Below are 23,000 nucleotides of genomic sequence, written 5' to 3' on the forward strand. Positions count from 1 at the left end.
ATGAACACCCTTGTCCTGAAACCCGGCACCCTCGATCTGGCCCAGCTGCGCCAGGCCTATCTGCAGCCGCTACGCATGGAGCTGGATCCCGCCGCTTATGCCGCCATCGACGCCAGCGTGGCCTGCGTGGAAAGCATCCTGGCCGAAGGCCGGACCGCCTATGGCATCAACACCGGCTTCGGCCTGCTGGCCTCGACGCGGATCGCGCCGGCGGATCTGGAAAAGCTGCAGCGCTCCCTGGTGCTGTCCCACGCCGCCGGCGTGGGCGAGGCGCTGGATGATGACCTGGTGCGGCTGATCATGCTGCTCAAGGTCAACAGCCTGGCCCGCGGTTTCTCCGCCATTCGCAGCCAGGTCATCGAGGCGCTGATCGCCCTGATCAATGCCGAGGTCTATCCGCACATCCCGCTCAAGGGCTCTGTGGGGGCCTCGGGTGACCTGGCGCCGCTGGCGCACATGTCGCTGGTGCTGATCGGCGAGAGCAAGGCGCGCTACCAGGGCCAGTGGCTGCCGGCCCGCGGGGCGCTGGCGATGGCGGGTCTCGAACCCATGACCCTGGCCGCCAAGGAGGGCCTGGCGCTGCTCAATGGTACCCAGGTGTCCACCGCCTATGCCTTGCGCGGGCTGTTCGAAGGCGAAGACCTGTTCGCCGCGGCCACGGTCTGCGGTGGCCTGAGCGTCGAGGCCATGCTCGGTTCCCGGGCGCCCTTCGATGCGCGCATCCATGCCGCGCGAGGCCAGCGTGGTCAGATCGACGTGGCCGCGGCCTATCGCGAGCTGCTCACTGACAGCAGCGAGGTGTCCCGCTCCCACGCCAATTGCGACAAGGTCCAGGATCCCTATTCGCTGCGCTGCCAGCCCCAGGTGATGGGCGCCTGCCTGACCCAGTTGCGCCAGGCCGCCGAGGTGCTGGAGGTGGAGGCCAACGCCGTGTCCGACAACCCGCTGGTGTTCGCGGAAGAGGGCGACGTCATCTCGGGCGGCAACTTCCACGCCGAGCCGGTGGCCATGGCCGCCGACAACCTGGCCCTGGCCCTGGCCGAGATCGGCGCCCTGTCGGAGCGGCGCATCTCGCTGATGATGGATCGGCACATGTCCCAGCTGCCGCCCTTCCTGGTGGAGAACGGCGGGGTCAATTCCGGCTTCATGATCGCCCAGGTCACCGCCGCGGCCCTGGCCAGCGACAACAAGGCCCTGGCGCACCCGGCCAGCGTCGACAGCCTGCCCACCTCGGCCAACCAGGAAGACCATGTGTCCATGGCGCCCAATGCCGGCAAGCGGCTGTGGGCCATGGCCGAGAATGTGCGCGGCATCCTCGCCATCGAGTGGCTGGGCGCCTGCCAGGGCCTGGACTTCCGGCATGGCCTGAAGAGTTCGGAACGCCTGGAAAGGGCGCGCAGCCTCTTGCGCGAGAGGGTGCCCTACTACCAGGAGGACCGCTTCTTCGCCCCGGACATCGAGGCGGCCAGCGCGCTACTGGCCAGCGGTTGCCTGAACGGGCTGGTCACGCCGCGGCTGCTGCCCAGTCTCTGAGGCGGACGCGGTCCGGCAGCCAGAAGGCCGGACCGCGCGTTATCATCGGCTGTCCATTTTCCGACCTGGAGTTCGCGTGAGCAGCACGACACCCCCGCGCTACAAGGTGATCGAGGACTTTCTGCTCGAACGCATCCAGGGTGGCGCCTACCCGGTGCATCACCAGATCCCCACCGAGGAGCAGTTGGCGCGGGATTTCGCGGTCAGCCGCATGACCGCCAACAAGGCCATCACCCGCCTGGTGCAGCAGGGCTACCTGACGCGCCAGGCAGGACTCGGGACCTTTGTCATCGAGCGCAAGGTCGAGTCCTCGCTGCACGAGGTGATGAACATCGCCGCCGAGGTGCGCGCCCGCGGGCATGTCTATTCCAACGAGGTGCTGCGCAGCGAGGCCATCGCCGCCGACGATGAAGTCGCCCTGCGGCTGGGCCTGCGGATCGGCAGCCAGGTGTTTCACAGCATCCTGGTGCACCGCGAGAACGGCCTGCCCATCCAGCTGGAGGATCGTTACGTCAATCCGCGCTGGGTGCCGCATTACCTGGAAAGCGACTTCAGCCGCCAGACGCCCAACGAGGTGCTGGTGGCCAGCTGTCCGATCAGTGATGTGGAGCATATCGTCGAGGCGGTGCTGGCCACCGCCCAGACCGCACGCTGGCTGGACATCGCCGAGGGCGCGGCCTGCCTGTCGATGATCCGCCGGACCTGGTCGGACGAGCACCTAGTCAGCTATGTGCGGCTGCTGCATCCGGGCGACAGGTACAAGCTGAGCTCGACCACCCGGCATCGCTGAGGGACCTGGCGCGGGGAGGGGGTTGGGCTTCGCGGCGCTCAACCCAACCTACGCGACTGTTCGCCCGCGCCGCTCTGCCCCCTCTCCCTTGGGGAGAGGGTTGGGGTGAGGGTGGCCCCTGCAGTCAGCGATCAGAGTTTGCTCACCAGGGCCACGGCGTCCTGTTTGGCCTGGTCGCGCGACGCCTGGTCGACTTCCGGCCCGAATAGGGTCTTTTCGACCACCACGGTGTGCATCCGGTCGATGCCGACCATCTCGCACCAGGTGCGCAGATAGGACTCCTGGTGCTCTTGGCGATCTAGGGCCGCACCACGGGCCGCGATCACCAGCGCCTGGCGACCGCCGAGCAGGCCATTGAGGCCGCGGTCGTCGAAGGTGAACAGCAGGTCCTTCTGGCTGACCACGTCGAACAGCTGCTTGAGCTTGTAGGGGATGCCGAAATTCCAGCAGGGCACGCCGAATACCAGTACATCGGCGGCCTTGAAGCGCTGTGCCAGTGCCTTGGCCACCTTCCAGGCATGCTCCTGCTCGCTGCTGAGGGACTCGCCCTGGATGCCGGCGTACTTGGCGTCGAGGATGGGACCGTCGAATTCCGGCAGGTCGCACTGCCAGACGTCGAGGGTATCGACCTCGGCATCGGGGTGTTTGCCTTGCCAGGCCTGGATGAAGGCAGTGGCGACTTCCAGCGAGGCGGAGCGATCCTGGCGGGGCGAACCTATCACGTGCAACAGGCGAGGCATGGCAGATCCTTGGAGGATGGGGATTGCGATAACTATAAGCGTCTCGCTGGGGTGCGCCAGCGTCGGATAGGGTGTGCCGATGGATGGTCTGTGAGGCGGTTCCTGGCGTGACGACTGGTATTGGGCGGGCCCTCACCCCAGCCCTCTCCCGGAGGGAGAGGGCTGGTTGGTGCGAGCGGGAGGCGGCGTGCGGGTAGGGTGGACAACGGCGCAGCCTTGTCCACGCGTCCGGGGTGGGCACAGGTGGAAAACGCTGCGCGGTTTTCCACGCTACGACTAGGTCAGGGCGAAGCCCAACAACCACCCATCCCCACCTCAGGCCGAACCGGCCTCCGTGCGCAGCGCCGGGCCGCGCAGGCCCAGCAGGGCGTCCACCACCAGGAACAGCAGCAGGCTGCCGCCCAGCACCGGCAGGCACAGGCCGAGTAGCAGGGCCGTCGCCGGGACCAGCAGACGCGGCAGGGGCGACAGCTGGCGCCAGAGGGTGATCAGGCCGGGTTGCGCCGGATCGCGGCTGGGGCGGCGGCGCCACCAGAGCAGATAGCCCCAGACGGTCATCACCAGCAGGCCCAGGGCGACGACCGCCAGCACCAGCTGGTTGGCCAGGCCGAACAGCACGCCCATGTGGGCATCGATGCCCCAGCGGGTCAGCTTGGCCGGCAGCGAGTACTGGGCGAAACGCACCTGATCGACCACCTTGAAGCTGGTCGGGTCGACGGCGACGGCATCCACCTGGGTCGGCCAGCGGCGGTCGATCTCGCTGACCGTCCAGGCCTTGTCGGCGCTGCGCCCCGGACGGATCTCCAGCTTGCCGGCGTCGATGCCGGCGGCGCGGGCGCTGGCCAGCACCCCGTCGAAGGTGGCCGGATCCAGAACCGGTGCCTTGGCCATGTGCATGGCGCCATGGTGATCGGCGTGCTCGTCATGGGCCACGGCCGGCGCGGGTGCGGTGCCCAGGGCCGTCTTCACGCCCGGCGTGGACCAGCCGTAGTGGGCGCGCAGCACGCCGATGTTGTCGCCAGCGAAGCGCGACCAGGTCAGACCGGTGGCGGAGAGGAACAGCAGGCCACCCAGCAGCCAGAACCCGGTGCTGGCATGCAGGCCGCGCAGGCCGCGGGTCGGGCGGCGCTGGCGGCGGCGCACCAGCCACAGGGTCAGACCGCCGAGGGCCGCGACCCACAGCCAGGAGGCGGCCAGTTCGCTGTAGAGGCGACCGGGTTCGCCCAGCAGCAGGCTGCGGTGGAACTGGTCGATGGTGGTGCGTAGCGGCAGGATGCCGCTGGTGCCATAGACCGCCAGATCGCCGCGGATGGCGCCGGTGACCGGGTCGATGAACAGCGCCCGGTGGGTCGACTCGCCCAGCGACGGATCGTTGAACATCACCCGGGTGGTGTCGCCCTCGGCCGGCGCCGGGCGTACCGCGCCCAGGGTCAGGGTGGGGCCTACCGCGGCCTGGGCGATATGGATCTGCTCGGCCAGCGGCAGGGGCTTGCCGCGACTGGGGGTGTGCAGGGCCTCGGCATAGAGGTGGGCCTCGAGTTGCGGCGTGAGGGCATAGATCAGGCCGCTGGCGGCGGCCACCAGCAGGAAGGGACCGACGAACAGACCGATGAGGAAATGCAGCCGCGCCAACAGTTGCAGCAGCGGCCCCGGCGTCTTGGTGGCCGGAGTGGAGGGGTGCGAAGTCATAGCGTTCACCACGGAGCGACGCGCGGCCAGCAAGGGGCCACGCGCAGGATTACGAGAAAGGAGGACAGCCGTCTTTCGTCGCCGGGGTGTCAGGGCGCCTGGGGATGCAGCGTGGAGCGCCGTGCGCGGGGTGGCGGCGGCAGGGCACTCTGGTAGCGAGGACGATGAGGATCGCCGGGGCGCAGCAGCCACTGCAGCACGACGGCGGCCAGCGTGGCGAGGAACAGGGTGGCGGCGAACACGCAGTCACCCGTGGGGGAAAGGGCGGTCACGCTGCCGCCCGGCAGGCCCGCATGCATGCCGGCCATGTCGTCCTGGGCGGTCTGGGCGTGCAGGCCGTGGTGGTGCTCGTGCCCCTGAGCCAGCGGCGGCGAGACCGGCAGGGTGAAGCGCGCCAGCATCTGGCCATGGCCCAGGGCGCAGACGAGTCCGTTCAGCAGGATGCAGGCGAGCAGCATCCAGGCGAGCGAGGCGCGCGGGGAACGGACGGTTATCATGGCGGGGGACTGTATCATCGTCGCGGGCCACGCACAGCCCGGCCGGCGCGAACCTGCGCCGAAATGTCGCGGCCCTGCCGCTGCTGGAGAGACGAACAGGACCATGAGCGAAGCGCCACCCATCACCCTCGAACGGCTCACCGTGGCGGATGACGAGACGCTGGGTTTTCTGCTGGCGAGCTATCGCGAGCTGTTCGGTAGCCGGGTCGAGGCGACGGCCGTACCCCAGGATCTACGGTGCTTCGCCGACCACTATGGTGCGGATCGTGGCTGCCTGCTGCTCGCCCGGGGCGCCGCCGGAGAGCCGATCGGCAGCATCGCCTATCGACCCTACGACCGACGCTTTCCCCAGCTGGCCTATCCCGGTGAAAGGGTGGTCGAAGTGGTACGACTGTTCGTGGTGCCCCGGCAGCGGCGCCAGGGCCTGGCGCGGCGGTTGTTCGCGGCGCTACTGGCCCAGGCACGGCGCGACGCGGTCGAGCGCCTCTACCTGCACACCCATCCCTTCCTGCCCGGGGCCGAGGCCTTCTGGCTCGACCAGGGGTTTCAGGTCGTCGCGCGGGAGACGGCCTTGCCCTGGCAGACCCTTCACCTGGATCGACGCCTGGACAACTCTCAGGCGTCCGCCGGCCCCCGACAGAGCAGATAGGTGTCCATGATCCAGCCGTGCTCTTCACGCGCGGCGCTGCGCACCCGGTGGATCTCCTCGGCCACCTCCTGCAGCGGACCGGCGATGAGGAGCTCGTCCGCCGTACCCACATAGGCACCCCAGTAGATATACAGGCCGGGTTCGTCCAGGCGGCGATAGGCTTCGTGGGAATCGAGCATCACCACCAGGCTGTCCAGGTGCGCGGGGAAGCGCTCCAGGCGCCGACCGGGGGTGATCTCCAGGGCCTGGCCGATGCGATTGAGCGGCACCCGGTGGCGCGCGGCCAGGGCCTGGACGCTGGAGATGCCGGGGATCACCTCGTAGTCGAAGTCCAGCCGGCCTTCGCGCTTGATCGCCGCCAGGATGCGCAGGGTGCTGTCGTACAGCGCCGGATCGCCCCAGACCAGAAAGGCGCCGCATTCATCGTCCGCCAGTTCCTGCTCGATCATCTCCACCATCAGCGCCTGCTTGGCGGCATTGAGGTCGTCCACCGCCTGGCGGTAGTCGCCTTCGCGGCGACGCTCGGGGATGGGCGCGGTGACGAAGCGATAGTCCGCCTGACGGATGTGGCGGGCGCAGATGGTTTCGCGCAGGTGGATCAGGCTGTCCTTTTCCGTGCCCTTGTCGAACAGGAAGAAGGTACTGGCGCGATTGAGGGCGGCGATGGCCTGGAGGGTGAGGTAGTCGGGGTCGCCGGCGCCGATGCCGATGACCAGCAGGGTTTTCATGGGGTGGCCTCGAGGAAAGGAGCGGCGCCCAGTGTAACGGGGGATGTCACGTCCGTAGAGACTCAGGCAATCGTCATGCTAGTTTCGACCGGTTTGCCTGCCGCCAGGCAGGGATGGACGGGATCGAGGGGGACAGGGGCGTGACGATGACGGCGAGCTGGCGACGGATACCCCGAGGGGTCTGGATTCTGGGTGGAGTGAGCATGTTCATGGACATCTCTTCGGAGATGATCCACAGCCTGCTGCCGCTGTTCCTGGCCACCGGCCTGGGCCTGAGCGTGCTCTACATCGGCATTCTCGAAGGGGTGGCCGAGGCGACCGCGCTCATCACCAAGATCTTTTCCGGCGTACTCAGCGACTACCTGGGCAAGCGCAAGGGCCTGGCGGTGCTGGGCTATGGCCTGGGCGCCCTGAGCAAGCCACTGTTCGCCCTGGCCAGCGGTGCCGGCCTGGTATTCGGCGCGCGCTTCATGGATCGCATCGGCAAGGGCATCCGCGGCGCGCCGCGCGACGCCCTGGTGGCCGACGTGACGCCGCCGGAGATCCGTGGCGCCGCCTATGGCCTGCGCCAGTCGCTGGACACCTTCGGCGCCTTTCTCGGCCCGCTGCTGGCGGTGGGGCTGATGCTGCTCTGGGCCAACGATTTCCGCGCGGTGTTCTGGGTGGCGGTGATCCCGGCCTTCATCGCCGTGGCCCTGCTGGTTTTCGGCCTGGACGAACCCAGGGCGGCCATCGTCCAGGCGCGCACCAATCCGCTGACCCGCAGCCAGCTGCGCAAGCTGTCGGCGGCCTTCTGGCAGGTGGCGCTGCTCGGCGGCGTCTTCACCCTGGCGCGTTTCAGCGAAGCCTTCCTGGTGCTCAAGGCCGAGCAGGTGGGGGTACCCCTGGCGCTGGTGCCGCTGGTGATGGTGGGCATGCACCTGGTGTTCTCGCTGTCGGCCTATCCGCTGGGGGCGCTATCCGACCGGGTCAGTCACCGCGCGCTGCTGGCCTGGGGCCTGGTGCTGCTGATCCTGGCCGACCTGGCGCTGGCCTTCAGCAGCGGCTGGACCGGTCTGGCGCTGGGCGTCGTGCTCTGGGGCCTGCACATGGGCATGACCCAGGGGCTGCTTGCCGCCATGGTCGCCCGCACCGCCCCAGCCGAATTGCGCGGCACCGCCTTCGGCCTGTTCAACCTGGTCAGTGGCATCGCCCTTTTGCTGACCAGCAGCATCGCCGGCGCGCTCTGGCACTTTCTCGGCTCCGCCGCCACCTTCCAGTTCGGTGCCCTGGCGGCGGTGGCTTCCCTGCTGGTGCTGGCGGCCTGTCGCCGCAGCCTGGCACCGCTGGCCAGCTAGTCGAACAGGGGGCGCAGATAGGGCGCCGTGGGGCTGGCGGGATCGTCCGCCACCGCGCGTGGCGTGCCGCTGGCGACGATGCGACCGCCGGCCGTGCCGGCGCCGGGGCCGATGTCGATCAGCCAGTCGCTGCCGGCCACCACCTGCAGATTGTGCTCCACCAGCACCACGGTATTGCCTTCGTCGACCAGGCCGTGCAGCTGGCGCATCAGGCGCTCCACGTCGGCCGGGTGCAGGCCGGTGGTGGGTTCGTCCAGCACATAGAGGGTGGTGCCACGGCTGGTGCGCTGCAACTCGGTGGCCAGCTTGATGCGCTGGGCCTCGCCGCCGGAGAGTTCGGTGGCCGGCTGGCCGAGGCGCAGATAGCCCAGGCCGATGTCGGCCAGTACCCGCAGCGCTCGCGCCACCGGGGCTTCCTCGGCAAAGAAGGCCAGGGCCTCGTCCACCGTCAGGCCGAGCACCTCGGCGATGGTCTTGCCCTGCCAGCGCACCTCCAGGGTCTCGGGGTTGTAGCGCGCGCCCTGGCAGGTGGGGCAGGCGGCATAGACGCTGGGCATGAACAGCAGCTCGACGCTGACGAAGCCTTCGCCCTCGCAGGTCGGGCAGCGGCCCTTGGCGACGTTGAAGGAGAAGCGTCCGGCGTCGAAGCCTCTTTCCTGGGCTTCTGGGGTGGCGGCGAACAGCTTGCGCACTCCGTCGAACAGCCCGGTATAGGTGGCGAGGTTGGAGCGTGGGGTACGGCCGATGGGTTTCTGGTCCACCGGCACCAGGCGACGAATGCCGCCGAGGCCACCGACCACCTGGCCGGTGGTGGCGGGCAGGGCATCGGCCTCCAGCTCCGTTGCCTCGTCACTGTCCTCGGCGGCGCGCTGGCCCAGCTCGACGCCCACCAGTTCCAGCAGCGCCTGGCTGACCAGGCTGGACTTGCCCGAACCGGAGACACCGGTCACCGCCGTCAGGCAGCCCAGCGGAAAGGCGGCGTCCAGGCCCTGCAGGTTGTTGCGGGTGACCCCGGCCAGCCGCAGCCAGCCCTGGGGCTCGCGCGGTGGCCGGGTCTCGCGTTGCGGCGCGGCGAACAGATAGCGCGCCGTCACTGATTCCTCGATCTCGGCGAGACCGGCGGGCGGACCGCTGTAGAGCACCCGGCCACCGCCTTCGCCAGCGGCGGGACCGACATCCACCAGCCAGTCGGCACGCTTCATGGTGGCCAGGTCGTGCTCCACCACGAACAGCGAGTTGCCCTGGGCCTTGAGGCCGTCGAGGGCTTCCAGGAGGGATTCGCCATCGGCCGGATGCAGACCGGCGGAGGGTTCGTCCAGCACATAGACCACACCGAACAGCTGGGACACCAGCTGGGTGGCCAGGCGCAGCCGCTGCAACTCGCCGGAAGAGAGGGTGGTGGTGCTGCGCTCCAGCGCCAGGTAGCCGAGGCCCAGGCGGGTCAGGGTCTGCAGCCGTTCCAGCAATTCGCTGGCCATGCGCTGGGCGGCCAGGCGTTTCTCCGGGGATAGATCGGGGGTGCGGCGCACGTCCGGTGCGCCGGCGTGGTCGCTGCCACCGGCGGCCTTGCGCCGGGCGCGATCCTGCTTGCCGGTCTGGGCGTCCAGCACGCGGACATCCTTCGCCTCGTCAAAATCGCCGGCCGCGACCCGGCGCAGCAGTACGGTGAGGTCGTCCAGCGGCAGCCGCGACAGCTCGCCGATGTCCAGGCCGGCAAAGGTCACCGAGAGCGCCGCCCGGGTCAGCCGCTTGCCATGGCACAGCGGGCAGGTCTGGCCGATCATGAAGCGCGCCGCGCGCTGCTTCATCTTGGCGCTCTGGGAATTGGCGAAGGTGTGCAGCACATGGCGCCGTGCACCGGTGTAGGTGCCCTGGTAGCTGGGCTCGGCCTTGCGCTTGAGCGCGGCGCGGGTCTGCTCGGGGGTGAGGCCGGCATAGACCGGGACGGTGGGTTGCTCCTCGGTGAAGAGGATCCAGTCGCGCTGCTGTTGCGGCAGGTCGCGCCAGGGGATGTCGACGTCATAGCCCAGGGTGACCAAAATGTCTCGCAGATTCTGCCCGCCCCAGGCGGTGGGCCAGGCGGCGATGGCGCGCTGGCGGATGGTCAGCGCGGGGTCCGGCACCATGGAGGCCTCGGTCACCTCGTAGACCCGGCCCAGGCCGTGGCACTCCGGGCAGGCGCCCTGGGGCGTGTTGGGCGAGAAGTCCTCGGCATAGAGCATCGGCTGGTCGGCGGGATAGCGCCCGGCGCGGGAGTAGAGCATTCGCACCAGGCTGGACAGTCCGGTCACGCTGCCCATGGACGACCGACTGCTGGGCTGGCCGCGCTGCTGCTGCAGGGCCACCGCCGGCGGCAGACCCTCGATGGCTTCCACCTGGGGTACCCCGACCTGGTCGATCAGTCGCCGCGCATAGGGCGCCACGGATTCGAAGTAGCGGCGCTGGGCCTCGGCGTAGAGGGTGCCGAAGGCCAGCGACGACTTGCCCGAGCCGGACACCCCGGTAAAGACCACCAAGGCATCGCGAGGGATGTCCACGTCGACGTTCTTCAGATTGTGCTCGCGGGCACCGCGGACGGAGACGAAACCGGGACGGGGGGAGGAGGGCATGGCAGAAGGGGCACTCGTTTGGACTATAGGGGATGGGACCCTGAGCAAACCTTACCAGTGCCCCGCGCGTGCTGCGCCGTCGGGATCAGTCCTGCGCATGCTCCAGCGCATAGGCGCGGCAGTGGGCGAGGTAACCCATTTCGTGGGCGCCTACCAGTTGCACCACGCTGCTCCATAGCCAGGAGGGGGCATCCAGGGTGCGGGTGCGATTGCGTTGCAGGTCGCTCATCCACTCGACGCGGGTGGCCAGGTCCATCTGCCGGGCGTGGGCGCGGCCGACCACGCGGGCCAGGTAGGCGGCGGCGCTCATGGCTTCGCGGGCGCTGAGTTCGTCCAGTTCAAGCTTGAGGTCCTGAGGCAGCAATTCGCGGATGAAGAAGGAGTGATCCAGCATGCGCACCGCCAGCATGCGATTGCCCAGGGCCGGGGAGAGCTGGCGGGCGCCTTCCACCACGCGCTTGCCGTTGTCGCGGGGCATGGTGGCATGGGCCACGCGCGGAGCGGCGGCGGCCACCGCCTGCTTGACGTCGATCAGGCAGTAGTCCTGGTCGTCGCCGTCGTCCACGCCCAGCAGCACGGCGTAGCGGCGCAGCCCCAGGGAGCTGCAGCCCTTGACCCAGTAGGCGCTGTCCAGCAGTTCGACGCGGCTGTCGTGGCTGCGACCCTTGAGCGAGGTCACCAGGGCATGGATGCCCGGCGTCTCGCACAGATCGGCGATGGCCTTGCGCTCGTCCTTGCTCAGCTGCCAGAAGTGCTTGCCCAGCGGCAGCTTGGGGCGGGTGTTTTCCATGCGCTCCTTGGCCAGGTGCTTCCAGGTGCGCTGTACCGCGCTGCGCATCCCGGCCTTGACCTGGGCGGGGCGCGGGACCTCGCGCTCGAGATCGTCTTCGAAGGCCACCTCGTAGCCGCGCATCATCTCTTCGAGCATCCGCGCCGTGGTCACCCCCGGCAGGTCGGAGCCGCGCGCCGCCGTGGCCAGCGACAGCGCCAGACGCACCAGGTCATGGGCCGGATTGCCGACCACGGTCTGATCCAGGTCGCGGATGTTGACGTCGGTGGAGCCGTGCAGATCGCCGGTGGGGCCCAGGTTGCCGGCATGGCAGTCGCCACAGATCCACACCGCTGGCCCATTGGGCAGGTTGCGGCCGGGCTGGCTGTGCAGCCACTCGTAGAACTGCACCGTGCTGCCGCGGACGTAGGCGTGGGCGGAGCGGGCCATTTTCAAATTGCGCAGCTGGTTGAGGCGGGGCAGACGATCGACGGGACGCGGGGTTTTCATGCAGGGCGCAGGCCTTGAGGGAGACGCCTTTGTGACCGTTGCGTTAAGAGAATGTTGCGAGGTGTTTCGGCGAGGCGATCCCGGCCAGGTACCGGGATCGATGGAAAGGCGGTGCGGGGGAGCCTGGCGCTAGCAGCGGAACTGCCCGATCTGGCGATTCAGGTCGTTGGCCAGGGCGTCGAGGGACACCGCGGTCTGCACCGTCTCGCCGATGGCTTCGCTGTTCTGCTGGGCCATCTGCGCCAGGCGCTCCACGGTACGGGCGACGTCGTGGCTGGCGGCGGTCTGCTCGCGCAGGGCCAGGGAGATCTGGTTGACCACCCGCACCACCTTGTCCGAAGAGGTGTTGATACTGACCACCGCTTCACCGGCCTGATTGGCCAGGTCGACCCCACCGTTGACCTGGCGCACGCCCACTTCCATGTCGCTCATGGCGGCCTGGGTCGCCGCCTGGATCTTCTCGATCATGGCGGCGATCTCCTGGGTGGAATTGGTGGTGCGTTGCGCCAGCTGGCGCACCTCGTCGGCCACCACGGCGAAGCCGCGTCCCTGTTCGCCGGCCCGCGCCGCCTCGATGGCGGCATTCAGCGCCAGCAGGTTGGTCTGGTCGGCGATGCCCTTGATCACGCTGACGATGGAGGAGACCCGCTCGGAATGCTCGCCCAGTTCGCCGATGCGGGCGGCCGAGGACTGCACCGTGCCGGCGATGGATCTCATGCTGTCCACCGAGGCCTGGATGGTCTGGCCACCGTCCTGGGCCAGTCGGCCCGACTGGCTGGAGAGGTCGTGGGCTTCCCCGGCGTTGTCGGAAACGTGGTTGATGCTCACGGTCAGCTCTTCCACGGTAGCCGCCATGCTGGAGGCGGCGCTGGACTGTTCCTGGGCAGCGGCGGACAGCTGCTGGGAATTGGCCGAGATGCTGTGGGAGGCGGCCACCAACTGGTCGGTGCCCTGCTTGATCCCCTGGATCATGCCGCGCAGCTTGTCCTGCATCTGGCCGAAGGCGGTCAGCAGCTGGCCCAGTTCGTCGCGTCCGCCAGTGGGAATCGGCGAATCCAGCTGGCCGGCGGCGATGGTGCGAGCGATGGCGACGGTCTGGGTGAGCCGACCCACGATGGTACGGGTCAGCGACCAGGCGATGCCCAGCGCCAGCAGGGCGGCGAGGATGCCACCACTGATGAGGATCGCCATGGCCTGCTGCTTGGCGTCGGCCATCGACTGGGTCCGGCTGTCCAGCAAGGCGTTCTCACGGGTCTTGATCTGCGCCAACAACTCGCGCATGCCATCCATCCTGCCCTTGTCCTGGGCGGTGGCGATGCGGGCGGTCAGGGCATCCAGCGGCTGGGTGCCGGCATTGACCTGCCGGCGCAACGCCAGGATCTGCTGGACGGACTCGCTATTCCACTGCTGCTTGGCCTGGCCCAGCTGCGCCAGATCAGCCTGCTGGGCGGGGTTGTCGCGGGTGAGCTGAGTCAGCTCCTGCAACTGCTCGGCGAAGCGCTGCTCGCCCCTGTTCAGGGGTTCGAGAAACTCTTCCTTGCCGGTCAGGGCGAAACCGCGCATGCCGGTCTCCATGTTGACCAGCGCCAGCAGGGCCGCGTCCGAATCCTGCAGGACGTGGTAGGAATGAATGTTCTGCTGAACCGCCAGATTGACCTGGTTGAAGCCCTGCCGGGCCGCCAGGATCAGCGCCAGGATGATGACCAGAATGGCACCGAAGCCGAGTCTGAGTTTGTTCGCGATGGTCAGCTGTTGCAGCATGGGAAGGCCTCACGCGCCAGGTTGTCGACTCACGCCCAGAGGGCAACGTTTTGGGAGTACAGCGAACGAGCGGAGGGAAACGCGACTGATCCGTGTCTTGCGTGGACGGCAGGGAAGCGTAGCTCCTGGTAGTGCAGGTATCGCGGGTGACTCTGCTCGTAGCGCTCCCTATAGAGTAAGTGCCGAAAAGGCTGGCTTTCCGATCAAGAGTGGCAGGCTAGAGCCTCCGAGCCTGGTCTTTGAGCAGTCGCATCTGAAAAAGTTTAATGTGACGCAATAAACATTTTTGCGCTTCGGGGCAGCCCCTGATGACGGGACGGGCGAAGGGCCGAGACGAACAGCGAGCGGTCAGGGCGCCAGCTGAGCCAGCCGCCGGGCCAGGGCTACGGCTTCCGCCGCGCTGACGACATTGGTGAAGCCCAGCAGCAGGCCCTGGGCACTGGGCGTCTCCAGATACCAGCGAGACAGGGCCTGGACCGCCAGGCCGTCGGCCCGGGCGGCCTCCGCCCAGCGGCGATCGTCGCCCTGGGACAGGCGTGCCAGCAGGTGCAGGCCGCCGGCCTGCAGCTCGATCCGCGCCGCGTCGCCCAAGGCATTCGCCAGCGCCTCGGCCAGCCATTGGCGGCGCTGCCGATAGAGGCTGCGCATGCGATTGAGATGGCGGGCGAAATGCCCTTCTTCGAGAAAGCTCGCCACCGTGCCCTGCAGCAGCAGGGGCGCGTGGTTGTGCAAGCGGTCGGCGCTGCGACCGAAGGCGGCGACCTGACCGGGCGGCACCACCAGGTAGGCGAGGCGCAGGCCGGGAAACAGCACCTTGCTGAAGGTACCGGTGTAGAGCACCCGTCCCCCGTCATCCAGACTCTTGAGCGCGGGCAGCGGCTTGCCCTGATAGCGGTATTCGCTGTCGTAGTCGTCCTCGATGATCCAGGCGTTCTGCCGCCCCGCCCAGTCCAGCAGTGCCAGCCGCCGGGGCAGGGCGAGAGACACGCCCAGCGGGCTCTGGTGACTGGGGGTGACCAGGGCGCAACGGGCGGTCGGTGCCCGGGCGAGGCCGGCGGCGACATCCAGTCCCGCCGCGTCCACCGGAACCGGCACCAGTTCCAGGCCGGCGTCCTGCAATGCCCGGCGGGCGATGAAATAGCCGGGCTCCTCGAACCAGCAGGCAGCACCCGGCGCCAGCAGCGTCTGCACGATCAGATCCAGGCAGGCGCGATAGCCCGCGCAGACGAACACCTGCTCCGGACGACAGGCGATCCCGCGGGACAGGCCGAGGTAGGTGGCGAGGGCGGCGCGCAAGCCGGCGTGACCCCGGGCATCGGGATAGACCAGACCCTCCAGTCCCTGGCTGCGCAGTTGCCGCGCGGCCAGGCGCGTCCAGAGCTTGCGCGGGAAGGCGTCCAGCGCCGGCAGACCCAGCTGCAGCGGCAACGGCGCGCCGCCGGCATGGGTTGCCGAGGCCGTCGGCGAGGAGGGTACGGCCGCTGGTGGAGCGGTCGGGCGACTCCACTGCGGCGAGACGATGGTCCCGGCCGGACCGCGCGGCAGTAGAAAGCCTTCGGCGATCAGCTGCTGGTAGGCCATTTCCACCGTGCCCCGGGCCACGTTCAACTCCGCCGCCAGGGCGCGCACCGCCGGGACCCGGTCACCGGGCCGCAGCTGGCCCTCGTCCAGCGCCTGGCGAAAGCGCTGGTAGAGCTGGCGATAGAGCGGCAGGGCAAGGCGGCTGTCGAGGGCGCCGTTCAGGGTCATGGCCTGGTCGTTTGTAGCTTTCTTGGCTCTATAGCCTAGGCCATTGGCGGCCTAGAGTGGCGGCATCTTTCCTAGAGACCCTCACCATGGCCCTGACCTTCCAGCCACTGCTGCCCGATCATCCCCTGTGCCAGGCCAGTCTGCCGCTGATGCAGGTTCTGCGCCCCCATCTCGCCGACGCCGAGCGCTACCAGGCGCAACTTCAGCGCCAGGCGGCTCAGGGTTATCGGCTGCTGGCCGCCCTGGAGGAGGGCGAGGTGGTCGGCCTGGCCGGTTACCGCGAACTGGAAAATCTGCTCTACGGTCGTTTCCTCTATGTGGACGATCTGGTGGTGGCGCCGGCTCGCCAGCGCGATGGCCTGGGGGCCCGCCTGCTGGCAGCGGTCCGTAGCGAGGCCCTGGAGCGCGGCTGCTCCCATCTGATCCTGGATACCGGGCTGCATATGCCCCTGGCCCAGCGCTTCTATTTCCGTCAGGGCCTGCTCGCCCGTGGCCTGCATTTCGCCGAGCGCCTGAGCGGAGAGGTGCCGGCATGAAGACCGCCCTCTACCTCAACGCCAGTCCGCGCCCGGCCGCCTCCCAAGGACATCGGCTGGCCGGCGAACTCCTGGCTGCCCTGCGCCAGGGCTATCCCCGCCTGCAGGTACTGGAGCGGGATCTGGCTACCGCGCCGCTGCCACCGCTGAGCACCGACTATGCCGAGGCCCTGACCCGGCGGACGCCCCCGGAGGCGCCGGTATTCGCCCTGTCCGAAACCCTCATCGGCGAGCTGGAGGCCAGTGACCTGCTGCTGATCAATACGCCGTTGCACAACTTCACCCTGCCGGCGGCGCTCAAGCTGTGGCTGGACTTCGTGCTGCGCATCGGCCGTACCTTCGAGTCCACCGCCGATGGCAAGCGCGGCCTGCTGACCGACCGGCCGGTCTATCTGCTGGTCAGTTCGGGCGGTCATCACCGCGGGCCACGCGCACGGCAGCCGGATTTCCTGACCTCCTACGTGCGCCATGCGCTGGGCACGCTCGGGCTGTTCGACCTGCACTTCAGCTATCTGGAGGGCCTGGTCGGCGACTCGGCTGAGGTGGCCGACACCCTGGCGAGCGCCCGTGAACAACTTTCCCGCGAGGTGCCCTTCCGCCATCTCGCCCACCCGGTGACCACGACCCTGGAGTAAGCCATGAGCCAACTACGACTGCCGTTTTCCACCCTCTCGCCCGCCGCCTATCAGGGTCTGATCGCCACAGGCCAGGCCCTGGCGCAGAGCGCCCTCGGCCTAAAGCTGGTGGAGCTGATCTACCTGCGCATCTCCCAGATCAACGGCTGCGCCTTCTGCCTGGGCAAGCACGCCGAGACCCTGCGTGGGCAGGGCGTCAGCCAGGCCAAGCTGGATCGCCTGGCCGGCTGGCGCATCAGCGAGCTGTTCGACGCCCGCGAGCGCGCGGCCCTGGAATGGGCCGAAACCCTGACCGCCGTCGCCGAGAAGGGCGCGCCCGATGCGGCTTACGAACCGCTCAAGGCGCAGTTCAGCGATGCCGAAATCGCCGACCTGACCTTTGCCGTGGCCTTGATGAACGCCTTCAACCGGCTGGCGGTGGGCATGAAGCTCTAGCCGGTGACGCGGCCAAGGGCAGCGGCCGAGGGTGAAAGGATCAGCCGAAACCCGGACGAACCGCGCCGAAGTACCCGATGAATGGCAGGTACGGGTGCCAGGTGAGTTTCACCCGAAGAACGCCAGGCGCTGGCGCGCTCGACCTTCCTGCCAGGCCAGTGTCGGCGGGCTGCCGGTGGCCTGCCGAGCCCCGCCATGGGGAGCGGATTTCACGCCCGCGAAGTCTGTCTTCGCGGCGCCGATTCACGGTGGCTGCGCTTTTGACAGCTCTAGAATGCTGTGCTTAGGTTCTTTGGGCCATGCCGCCATAGGTCTTCATATGACCAGACTAACGTCGGCGGGGCGCCCTCGCTGTCAGGAGTTTCCTGCAGGGCAAGGTGGCGTAGCAGGTGGAGCCGTGGCTCGCCGGGCCGTTCGAAGGCCAGCCCGGACCCCCTTCACTTCGTTCCGCTCTCGAATCCCTGGTCGAAGGCGGCTCCCATGGAATACCTGCGGCAGATCTTGAATTAGGCACCGGAACTGGCCCTGTTCCTGTCCCTGGCCATCGGTTACTGGTTCGGCAGCATCCAGTTCGGCAAGTTCCAGCTGGGTGGGGTCGCCGGCTCGCTGCTGGTGGCGGTGGTCATCAGCCAGATCGGCATCAGCATCGACAACGGCATCAAGTCGGTGCTCTTCGCGCTGTTCATCTACGCCGTAGGCTTCGAGAGCGGACCGCAGTTCTTTCGCTCCCTGGGTCGGCAATCGTTGCGCGAGATCGTCCTGGCCGCGGTAATGGCGCTCAGCGGCCTGCTGACCGTCATCGCTTGCGCCCGGCTGTTCGGCCTCGACAAGGGCATCGCCGCGGGGATCGCCGCCGGCTCCATGACCCAGTCCGCCATCATCGGCACCGCCAGCGCCGCCATCGCCAAGCTCGACTTGCCGCTGGAGCAGATCCAGGCACTGCAGGGCAACGTCGCCGTGGGCTATGCGGTGACCTACATCTTCGGCTCCTTTGGCGCCATCATCCTCTGCGTCAATGTGCTGCCCTGGTTCATGCGGCGCAGCATCCGCGACGATGCGACCCAGGCCGAGGCCGAGTTGCTGGCCGGGGCCAAGGTCTATGGCCCAGGGGAATTGCCCGCCATCCCGCCGCTGGTGGGACGGCTCTATCGCATCGACCAGGCAGCCGGCCAGACCGTGGCACAACTGGAGGTCAGCGACCAGGGCGATCCCCAGGCGGCCCTCACCATCGAGCGCATCAAGCGCGGCGGCGCCCTGGTCGGGGTGACCCCGACGACGGTGCTGGAAGCCGGCGACGTGGTACTGGTGGTGGGGCGGCGCGCCGGGGTGGTGGCCATCGCCGGGCGCCTGGGCGCCGAGTTGCAGTCCTCGCCCGACATGGACGTGGTGGTGGTGCAGCGCGACGTCAGCCTCGACAACCCGACCTTCGTCGGTCGCCGCGTGGCCGAGATCCGCCAGGCCGCCAGCCAGGCCCTGCGCCACGGCGTCTACGTGGTTGGCGTGAAACGCGCCGGGCGGCCCCTGGCGCTGGAGCCCGATACCGTCATCGAGGCAGGCGACCTGGTCACCCTCTATGGCACCCCAGACGACATCCAGAGAGTCGCCCAGCAGGTCGGCTCCATCATCGTCCCCAGCGACAAGACCGACTTCGTCTTCCATGGCTTCGGTCTGGCCGTCGGGCTGCTCATCGGCCTGGTCGTGATCCGCCTGGGCGCCATCCCCCTGACCCTGGGCAGCGGCGGCGGGGCGCTGATCGCCGGCCTGGTCTTTGGCTGGTATCGCAGTCGCCACCTGACCCGCGGCAACCTGCCGTTGCCGGCCTCGACCCTGTTGCGCGACCTTGGCCTGGCCGGCTTCGTGGCGGTGGTGGGACTACAGTCCGGGCGCCAGGCGGTGGAGACCATCGCCACCCAGGGCCTCTCCATCTTCCTCATTGGGGTGGTGGTCTGCGTGGTGCCCATCGTCATCACCATCCTGGTCGGTCGCTATGTGCTGCGCTACCGCAACCTGGCGCTGTTCGCCGGGGCCGTCGCCGGTGCGCGCAGCGCCAACCCCGCCTTCGGCGAGGTGCTGGACAAGGCCGGCAACTCGATCCCCACGGTGCCCTTCGCGGTCACCTACGCCCTGGCCAACGTGTTTCTCACCCTGCTCGGGCCACTGGTCGTGGCCTTCGCCTAATCGAAGGAAACAAGTCATGAGCGAAGTTCAAGACGATTACGCCCAGTACGCCAAACTGAGTCCGTTCGAACTCAAGGACGAACTGATCAAGCTCGCCTCGGGCAGCGAGAACCGCCTGATGCTCAACGCCGGTCGCGGCAATCCCAACTTCCTGGCCACCCTGCCGCGGCGGGCCTTCTTTCGCCTCGGCCTGTTCGCCACCAGCGAGGCGGAACTGTCCTATTCCTACATGCCCCACGGGGTCGGCGGCCTGCCGCAGATCGATGGCATCGAGGCGCGCTTCGAGCGCTATACCGCCGAACACCGCGACCAGCCCGGCGTGCTGTTCCTGGCCAAGAGCCTGAGCTATGTGCGCGACCAGCTGGGCCTGTCGGCCTCGGCCTTTCTCCACGAGATGGTGGAGGGCATCCTCGGCGCCAACTATCCGGTGCCGCCGCGCATGCTCAAGATCTCCGAGCAGGTGGTCAGCCACTACATCGTCAAGGAGATGATCGGCGGCTACATGCCCGCCGGCTCGGTCGACCTCTTCGCCGTGGAGGGCGGCACGGCCGCCATGACCTACATCTTCCATTCGCTGCAGCAGAACGGCCTGGTCAAGCGGGGCGACAAGGTGGCCATCGGCATGCCGGCCTTCACCCCCTACATCGAGATCCCGGAGCTGGAAGAATTCGGGCTGGAGCAGGTGCACATCCACGCCGATCCCCAGGCGAACTGGCAGTATCCGGACAGCGAGCTCGACAAGCTGCGCGATCCGACGATCAAGATCTTCTTCTGCATCAACCCCAGCAATCCGGCCTCGGTGAAGATGGACGACCGCAGCCTGGCCACCGTCGCCCGCCTCGTCGCCGAGGCGCGTCCGGACCTCTTCATCCTCACCGACGATGTCTACGGCACCTTCGCCGACGACTTCCGTTCGCTGTTCGCCACCTGCCCGCGCAACACCCTGCTGGTGTATTCCTTCTCCAAGTACTTCGGTGCCACCGGCTGGCGCCTGGGGGTGATAGGCGCGCACAAGGACAGCATCTTCGACCAGGCCCTGGCCGAACTGCCCGAGGCGACCAAGGCCTCCCTGGACCGCCGCTACGGCAGCCTGCTGCCGGACGTGCGCGGCCTCAAATTCCTCGATCGGCTCGTCGCCGACAGCCGCACCGTGGCGCTCAACCACACGGCCGGGCTCTCCACGCCGCAGCAGGTGCAGATGGTGCTGTTCGCGCTGTTCGCCCTGATGGACGAAAGCGACGGCTACAAGACCGAGCTGAAAAAGCTGGTGCGGCGCCGCGAAGCCGCCCTCTATCGCGAACTGGGTGTCGCCCCGGAGAACGATCCCAACGCCGTCGACTATTACACCCTGCTGGATCTGGAAGACCTGGCGCGCAAGCTCCATGGCGACGCCTTCGCCACCTGGGTGAAAGCCAAATTCAGCAGTGGCGACCTGCTGTTCCGCATCGCCAGGGAGACCGGCATCGTGCTCCTGTCCGGCAAGGGCTTCGGCACCCAGCAACCGGCTGCCCGGGTGTCCCTCGCCAACCTCAACGAATACGAGTACGCCAACATCGGCCGCTCGTTGCGGGCCATGGCGGAGCAGTATTTCGCCGAATTCGAGGGGGAGGAGGGGGGCGCCCAGAAGAAGCCCTGAGTGGACTCGTGCCTGATCACCCGCGGGGCCAGGCGCGGGCTATACTGAGCCTCCCGACACGACCCCTCAGGACGCAGCATGGCCACCGATACCTCGAAGCTGGATCGAATCCTCGCCGAGACCCAGCGCGAGCGCGAACGCGGCTACCGCGACAAGGCGCTGAAGATGTATCCCCACGTCTGCGGTCGCTGTGCCCGCGAATTCTCCGGCAAGCGCCTGAGCGAGCTGACCGTGCACCACCGTGACCACAACCACGACAACAATCCCCAGGATGGCTCCAACTGGGAATTGCTGTGCCTGTACTGCCACGACAACGAGCACAGCCGCTACACCGATCAGCAGTATTTCAGCGACAGCTCCCTGAGCTCGCCCAAGGTGGCCCAGGCCACCCACAATCCCTTCGCCGGACTGGCCGGGCTGCTGAAAAAGGACTGAGGGCACCGAACGCCGATTCGCCCTGGCGGGTTAAGCCGACCTTAAGCCGCGCTATCTACCTTTTCAGGCCTGATGCCGAGAAGGGAGCGAGCAGGGATGGGACGTTCGACGCGTGCGCCACGGCTGTCCAGGGTCGTCCTGGCGCTGCTGGCCGCGAGCTGGGTGACGGAGGCTGTGGCCGACATGACCGTCATCCGCGGGGAGGGCGGAGCGGCCACTGCCGACACCGCCTCGGTGTACTTCAACAGCGGCATCAGCGATCGAGCGGTCAGCTCCCTGCTGGCCGCCCTCAGCGACATCGCTTTCAAATACCCCGCCGTCAAGAACGTCAATCTCTATCTCAACAGCCATGGTGGCGACCTGGAGGCGGGCTATGTGGCCTACGAATTCATCCGTCACTATCCGCTGCATCTAAACACCATCAATGCCGCCGCGACGGACTCTTCCGCCACGCTGATCTACTGCGCGACCGAGGATCGCTATGCCGCGCCGTTGTCCACCTTTCTCCTGCATCCGGCCGCGACGTCCATCGCCGTCAACGGCTACATGAAGCCCGACCAGGCCAGGCAGGCCTTCGAGGATGCGGAACGGGCGAACCTCAAGTTCAGTGAGATCTACAAGGGCTGCCTCAAGCTGGCGCCGGAGGAGCTCACCACCCTGCTGTCCTCCGAGAGCAACAGACGGCGCCTGGGCTACGATGCCGCCAAGGACATCGGCCTGATCAACCGAACCCCTGAGCAGTTGCCACGCGGCCTGGACCGGGCTACCTACTTCATCACCGACGGCGGGGGGCACTGACCGCAGCGCTGCCGACGCAGGCCTGTTCAGTGAGCGGGCACCGTCCCGTCGCGGGTCTGCAACGCCTCTTCGAGAAAGTCGATGAAGGCGCGCACCTTGCCGGTCAGCGCCGAACGTTCGGCGACGCAGGCATAGATATCCATGGCTTCCGACTGGGCCGACGTGGCGCCCTGGCTAGCCGCGCCGAACAGCGGTACCAGCTGCCCGCGCTCGATCAGCGGCAGGGCGACGAAGTCCGCCAGGCGCGCGATGCCGCCGCCGTTCACCGCGATCTGCGCCAGGATGTCGATGTCGTCGCAGACGAAACCGGGACGCGTGGCTGCCTCGAAGACCTGGCCTTCGCGTTCGAATCGCCAGGGCAGATAGCGCCCGTCGGTGGGATAGCGAAACAGCAGGCAGGCGTGCTGCTGCAGGTCTTCCGGAGTTCGCGGTGTGCCCGCGTGTGCTAGATAGGCGGGCGCCGCGCAGAACAGAAAGGCCCGGGACGCGATGCGTCGGGCGACCAGGCTGTCGCTGAGCTGCGCCTTGATCCTCAGGCTGACGTCTATCTGTTCCAGGCGATGATCCAGGCGCCGGTCGGAGCCGATCAGTTCGATGTCGATGCCCGGATAGCGGCGCTTGAACGCCGGCAGCAGCGGCGCCAGCAGATGCCGGCCGAAGGCGGCGGTGGTCGCCACTCGCAGCGCTCCCTGGGGTTCGCTGGCCAGGGTCGCCGACTGGGCGGCACTCTCGACCTCCTGCGGGATATGTCGGACCTGGTCGAAATAGCGGGCCCCGCTTTCCGTCATGGCCAGGCGGCGCGTGGTCCGCGACAGCAGGCGCACACCCAGATGCGCCTCCAGTCGGGCCAGGCTCTGACTCACCGCGGCCGCACTCAGGCCCAGGCCACGGGCAGCCCCGGCGATGCTGCCGGCTTCCACGACCTTGATGTAGGTACTGATCAAACCCAGGATGTCCACGAGATCCCCGTCGCTGTATTCGTTGAT

General features: G+C 68.0%; 20 protein-coding genes and 1 pseudogene. 11 read left to right on the forward strand and 10 right to left on the reverse strand.

Annotated features, from left to right (window positions below; all coding sequences use genetic code 11):
* Positions 1–1,533: a histidine ammonia-lyase gene (hutH, locus tag QKY98_RS13365; RefSeq protein WP_284671041.1), complete on the forward strand. Its 1,533-nt coding sequence runs from the start codon at positions 1–3 to the stop codon at positions 1,531–1,533.
* 76 nt (positions 1,534–1,609) lie between these two features.
* Positions 1,610–2,323 (forward strand): histidine utilization transcriptional repressor HutC, encoded by a 714-nt coding sequence (hutC, locus tag QKY98_RS13370; RefSeq protein WP_284671042.1) that lies wholly within the window; start codon positions 1,610–1,612, stop codon positions 2,321–2,323.
* A 131-nt stretch (positions 2,324–2,454) separates the two neighbouring features.
* Here hutC and QKY98_RS13375 read toward each other — a convergent pair whose 3' ends face one another.
* The 3 genes from QKY98_RS13375 to QKY98_RS13385 all read right to left on the reverse strand — a co-directional run bounded on the left by QKY98_RS13375 (position 2,455) and on the right by QKY98_RS13385 (position 5,249).
* Positions 2,455–3,063, reverse strand: coding sequence for an FMN-dependent NADH-azoreductase (locus tag QKY98_RS13375; protein ID WP_108581305.1), 609 nt, complete (start codon positions 3,061–3,063; stop codon positions 2,455–2,457).
* A gap of 315 nt (positions 3,064–3,378) precedes the next feature.
* The gene (locus QKY98_RS13380; protein WP_284671043.1) at positions 3,379–4,752 is read right to left on the reverse strand and encodes a PepSY-associated TM helix domain-containing protein; all 1,374 of its coding nucleotides are present in this window, start codon (positions 4,750–4,752) and stop codon (positions 3,379–3,381) included.
* Between the two features lie 89 nt (positions 4,753–4,841).
* Positions 4,842–5,249: a hypothetical protein gene (locus tag QKY98_RS13385; RefSeq protein WP_284671044.1), complete on the reverse strand. Its 408-nt coding sequence runs from the start codon at positions 5,247–5,249 to the stop codon at positions 4,842–4,844.
* Between the two features lie 103 nt (positions 5,250–5,352).
* Between QKY98_RS13385 and QKY98_RS13390 the strand changes: the two genes are divergently transcribed.
* Positions 5,353–5,898, forward strand: coding sequence for a GNAT family N-acetyltransferase (locus QKY98_RS13390; RefSeq protein WP_284671045.1), 546 nt, complete (start codon positions 5,353–5,355; stop codon positions 5,896–5,898).
* On the opposite strand, the gene cobF is transcribed toward QKY98_RS13390, so the two are convergent.
* On the reverse strand, positions 5,865–6,626 hold the full coding sequence (gene cobF, locus QKY98_RS13395; protein WP_044341518.1) for a precorrin-6A synthase (deacetylating): 762 nt from the start codon (positions 6,624–6,626) through the stop codon (positions 5,865–5,867). The genes QKY98_RS13390 and cobF overlap by 34 nt on opposite strands.
* Positions 6,627–6,829: 203 nt before the next feature.
* On the opposite strand from cobF, the gene QKY98_RS13400 reads away from it, so the two are divergent.
* Positions 6,830–7,963 carry an MFS transporter gene (locus QKY98_RS13400; protein ID WP_284671046.1) on the forward strand — a complete coding sequence of 378 codons (1,134 nt, stop codon included), beginning with the start codon at positions 6,830–6,832 and terminating at the stop codon, positions 7,961–7,963.
* On the opposite strand, the gene QKY98_RS13405 is transcribed toward QKY98_RS13400, so the two are convergent.
* From QKY98_RS13405 to pdxR, 5 genes and pseudogenes are all read right to left on the reverse strand, one after another.
* Positions 7,960–10,572 carry an excinuclease ABC subunit UvrA gene (locus QKY98_RS13405; RefSeq protein WP_284671047.1) on the reverse strand — a complete coding sequence of 871 codons (2,613 nt, stop codon included), beginning with the start codon at positions 10,570–10,572 and terminating at the stop codon, positions 7,960–7,962. The genes QKY98_RS13400 and QKY98_RS13405 overlap by 4 nt on opposite strands.
* 85 nt (positions 10,573–10,657) lie before the next feature.
* Entirely contained in the window at positions 10,658–11,851 is a 1,194-nt protein-coding gene (locus QKY98_RS13410) for a DUF2252 domain-containing protein (protein ID WP_027597030.1), read from the reverse strand.
* 129 nt (positions 11,852–11,980) lie between these two features.
* A complete protein-coding gene (locus QKY98_RS23995) occupies positions 11,981–12,844 on the reverse strand; it encodes a methyl-accepting chemotaxis protein (RefSeq protein ID WP_394373029.1) in 864 nt (287 codons plus the stop codon).
* A pseudogene (locus QKY98_RS24000) lies at positions 12,839–13,612 on the reverse strand (CHASE3 domain-containing protein); the annotation flags it as partial. The pseudogene QKY98_RS24000 and the gene QKY98_RS23995, both read right to left, overlap by 6 nt.
* A gap of 348 nt (positions 13,613–13,960) precedes the next feature.
* Positions 13,961–15,361: a MocR-like pyridoxine biosynthesis transcription factor PdxR gene (gene pdxR, locus QKY98_RS13420; protein WP_284671049.1), complete on the reverse strand. Its 1,401-nt coding sequence runs from the start codon at positions 15,359–15,361 to the stop codon at positions 13,961–13,963.
* Positions 15,362–15,447: 86 nt separating this feature from the next.
* Here pdxR and QKY98_RS13425 point away from each other — a divergent pair, with 86 nt between their 5' ends.
* The 7 genes from QKY98_RS13425 to QKY98_RS13455 all read left to right on the forward strand — a co-directional run bounded on the left by QKY98_RS13425 (position 15,448) and on the right by QKY98_RS13455 (position 22,014).
* Positions 15,448–15,897: a GNAT family N-acetyltransferase gene (locus QKY98_RS13425; protein WP_074584473.1), complete on the forward strand. Its 450-nt coding sequence runs from the start codon at positions 15,448–15,450 to the stop codon at positions 15,895–15,897.
* Positions 15,894–16,532: an FMN-dependent NADH-azoreductase gene (locus QKY98_RS13430; protein WP_284671050.1), complete on the forward strand. Its 639-nt coding sequence runs from the start codon at positions 15,894–15,896 to the stop codon at positions 16,530–16,532. The genes QKY98_RS13425 and QKY98_RS13430 overlap by 4 nt, the downstream gene beginning before the upstream one ends.
* Before the next feature lie 3 nt (positions 16,533–16,535).
* Positions 16,536–16,967: a carboxymuconolactone decarboxylase family protein gene (locus QKY98_RS13435; RefSeq protein ID WP_027597025.1), complete on the forward strand. Its 432-nt coding sequence runs from the start codon at positions 16,536–16,538 to the stop codon at positions 16,965–16,967.
* Between the two features lie 525 nt (positions 16,968–17,492).
* Positions 17,493–19,145 carry an aspartate-alanine antiporter gene (gene aspT, locus QKY98_RS13440; protein ID WP_284671186.1) on the forward strand — a complete coding sequence of 551 codons (1,653 nt, stop codon included), beginning with the start codon at positions 17,493–17,495 and terminating at the stop codon, positions 19,143–19,145.
* A gap of 16 nt (positions 19,146–19,161) precedes the next feature.
* Entirely contained in the window at positions 19,162–20,781 is a 1,620-nt protein-coding gene (locus QKY98_RS13445; protein WP_284671051.1) for a bifunctional aspartate transaminase/aspartate 4-decarboxylase, read from the forward strand.
* A 78-nt stretch (positions 20,782–20,859) separates the two neighbouring features.
* Positions 20,860–21,216 carry a YajD family HNH nuclease gene (locus QKY98_RS13450; protein WP_007159345.1) on the forward strand — a complete coding sequence of 119 codons (357 nt, stop codon included), beginning with the start codon at positions 20,860–20,862 and terminating at the stop codon, positions 21,214–21,216.
* Between the two features lie 96 nt (positions 21,217–21,312).
* Entirely contained in the window at positions 21,313–22,014 is a 702-nt protein-coding gene (locus QKY98_RS13455) for an ATP-dependent Clp protease proteolytic subunit (protein ID WP_284671052.1), read from the forward strand.
* 26 nt (positions 22,015–22,040) lie between these two features.
* Here the strand turns inward: QKY98_RS13455 and QKY98_RS13460 are convergent, their stop codons facing one another.
* Positions 22,041–22,973, reverse strand: a complete 933-nt coding sequence (locus QKY98_RS13460) for a LysR family transcriptional regulator (RefSeq protein WP_284671053.1) — start codon at positions 22,971–22,973, stop codon at positions 22,041–22,043.
* Positions 22,974–23,000: the final 27 nt, after the last annotated feature.

The organism is Pseudomonas sp. HR1 (genome assembly GCF_030175875.1).
Taxonomy (GTDB): domain Bacteria; phylum Pseudomonadota; class Gammaproteobacteria; order Pseudomonadales; family Pseudomonadaceae; genus Chryseomonas; species Chryseomonas oryzihabitans.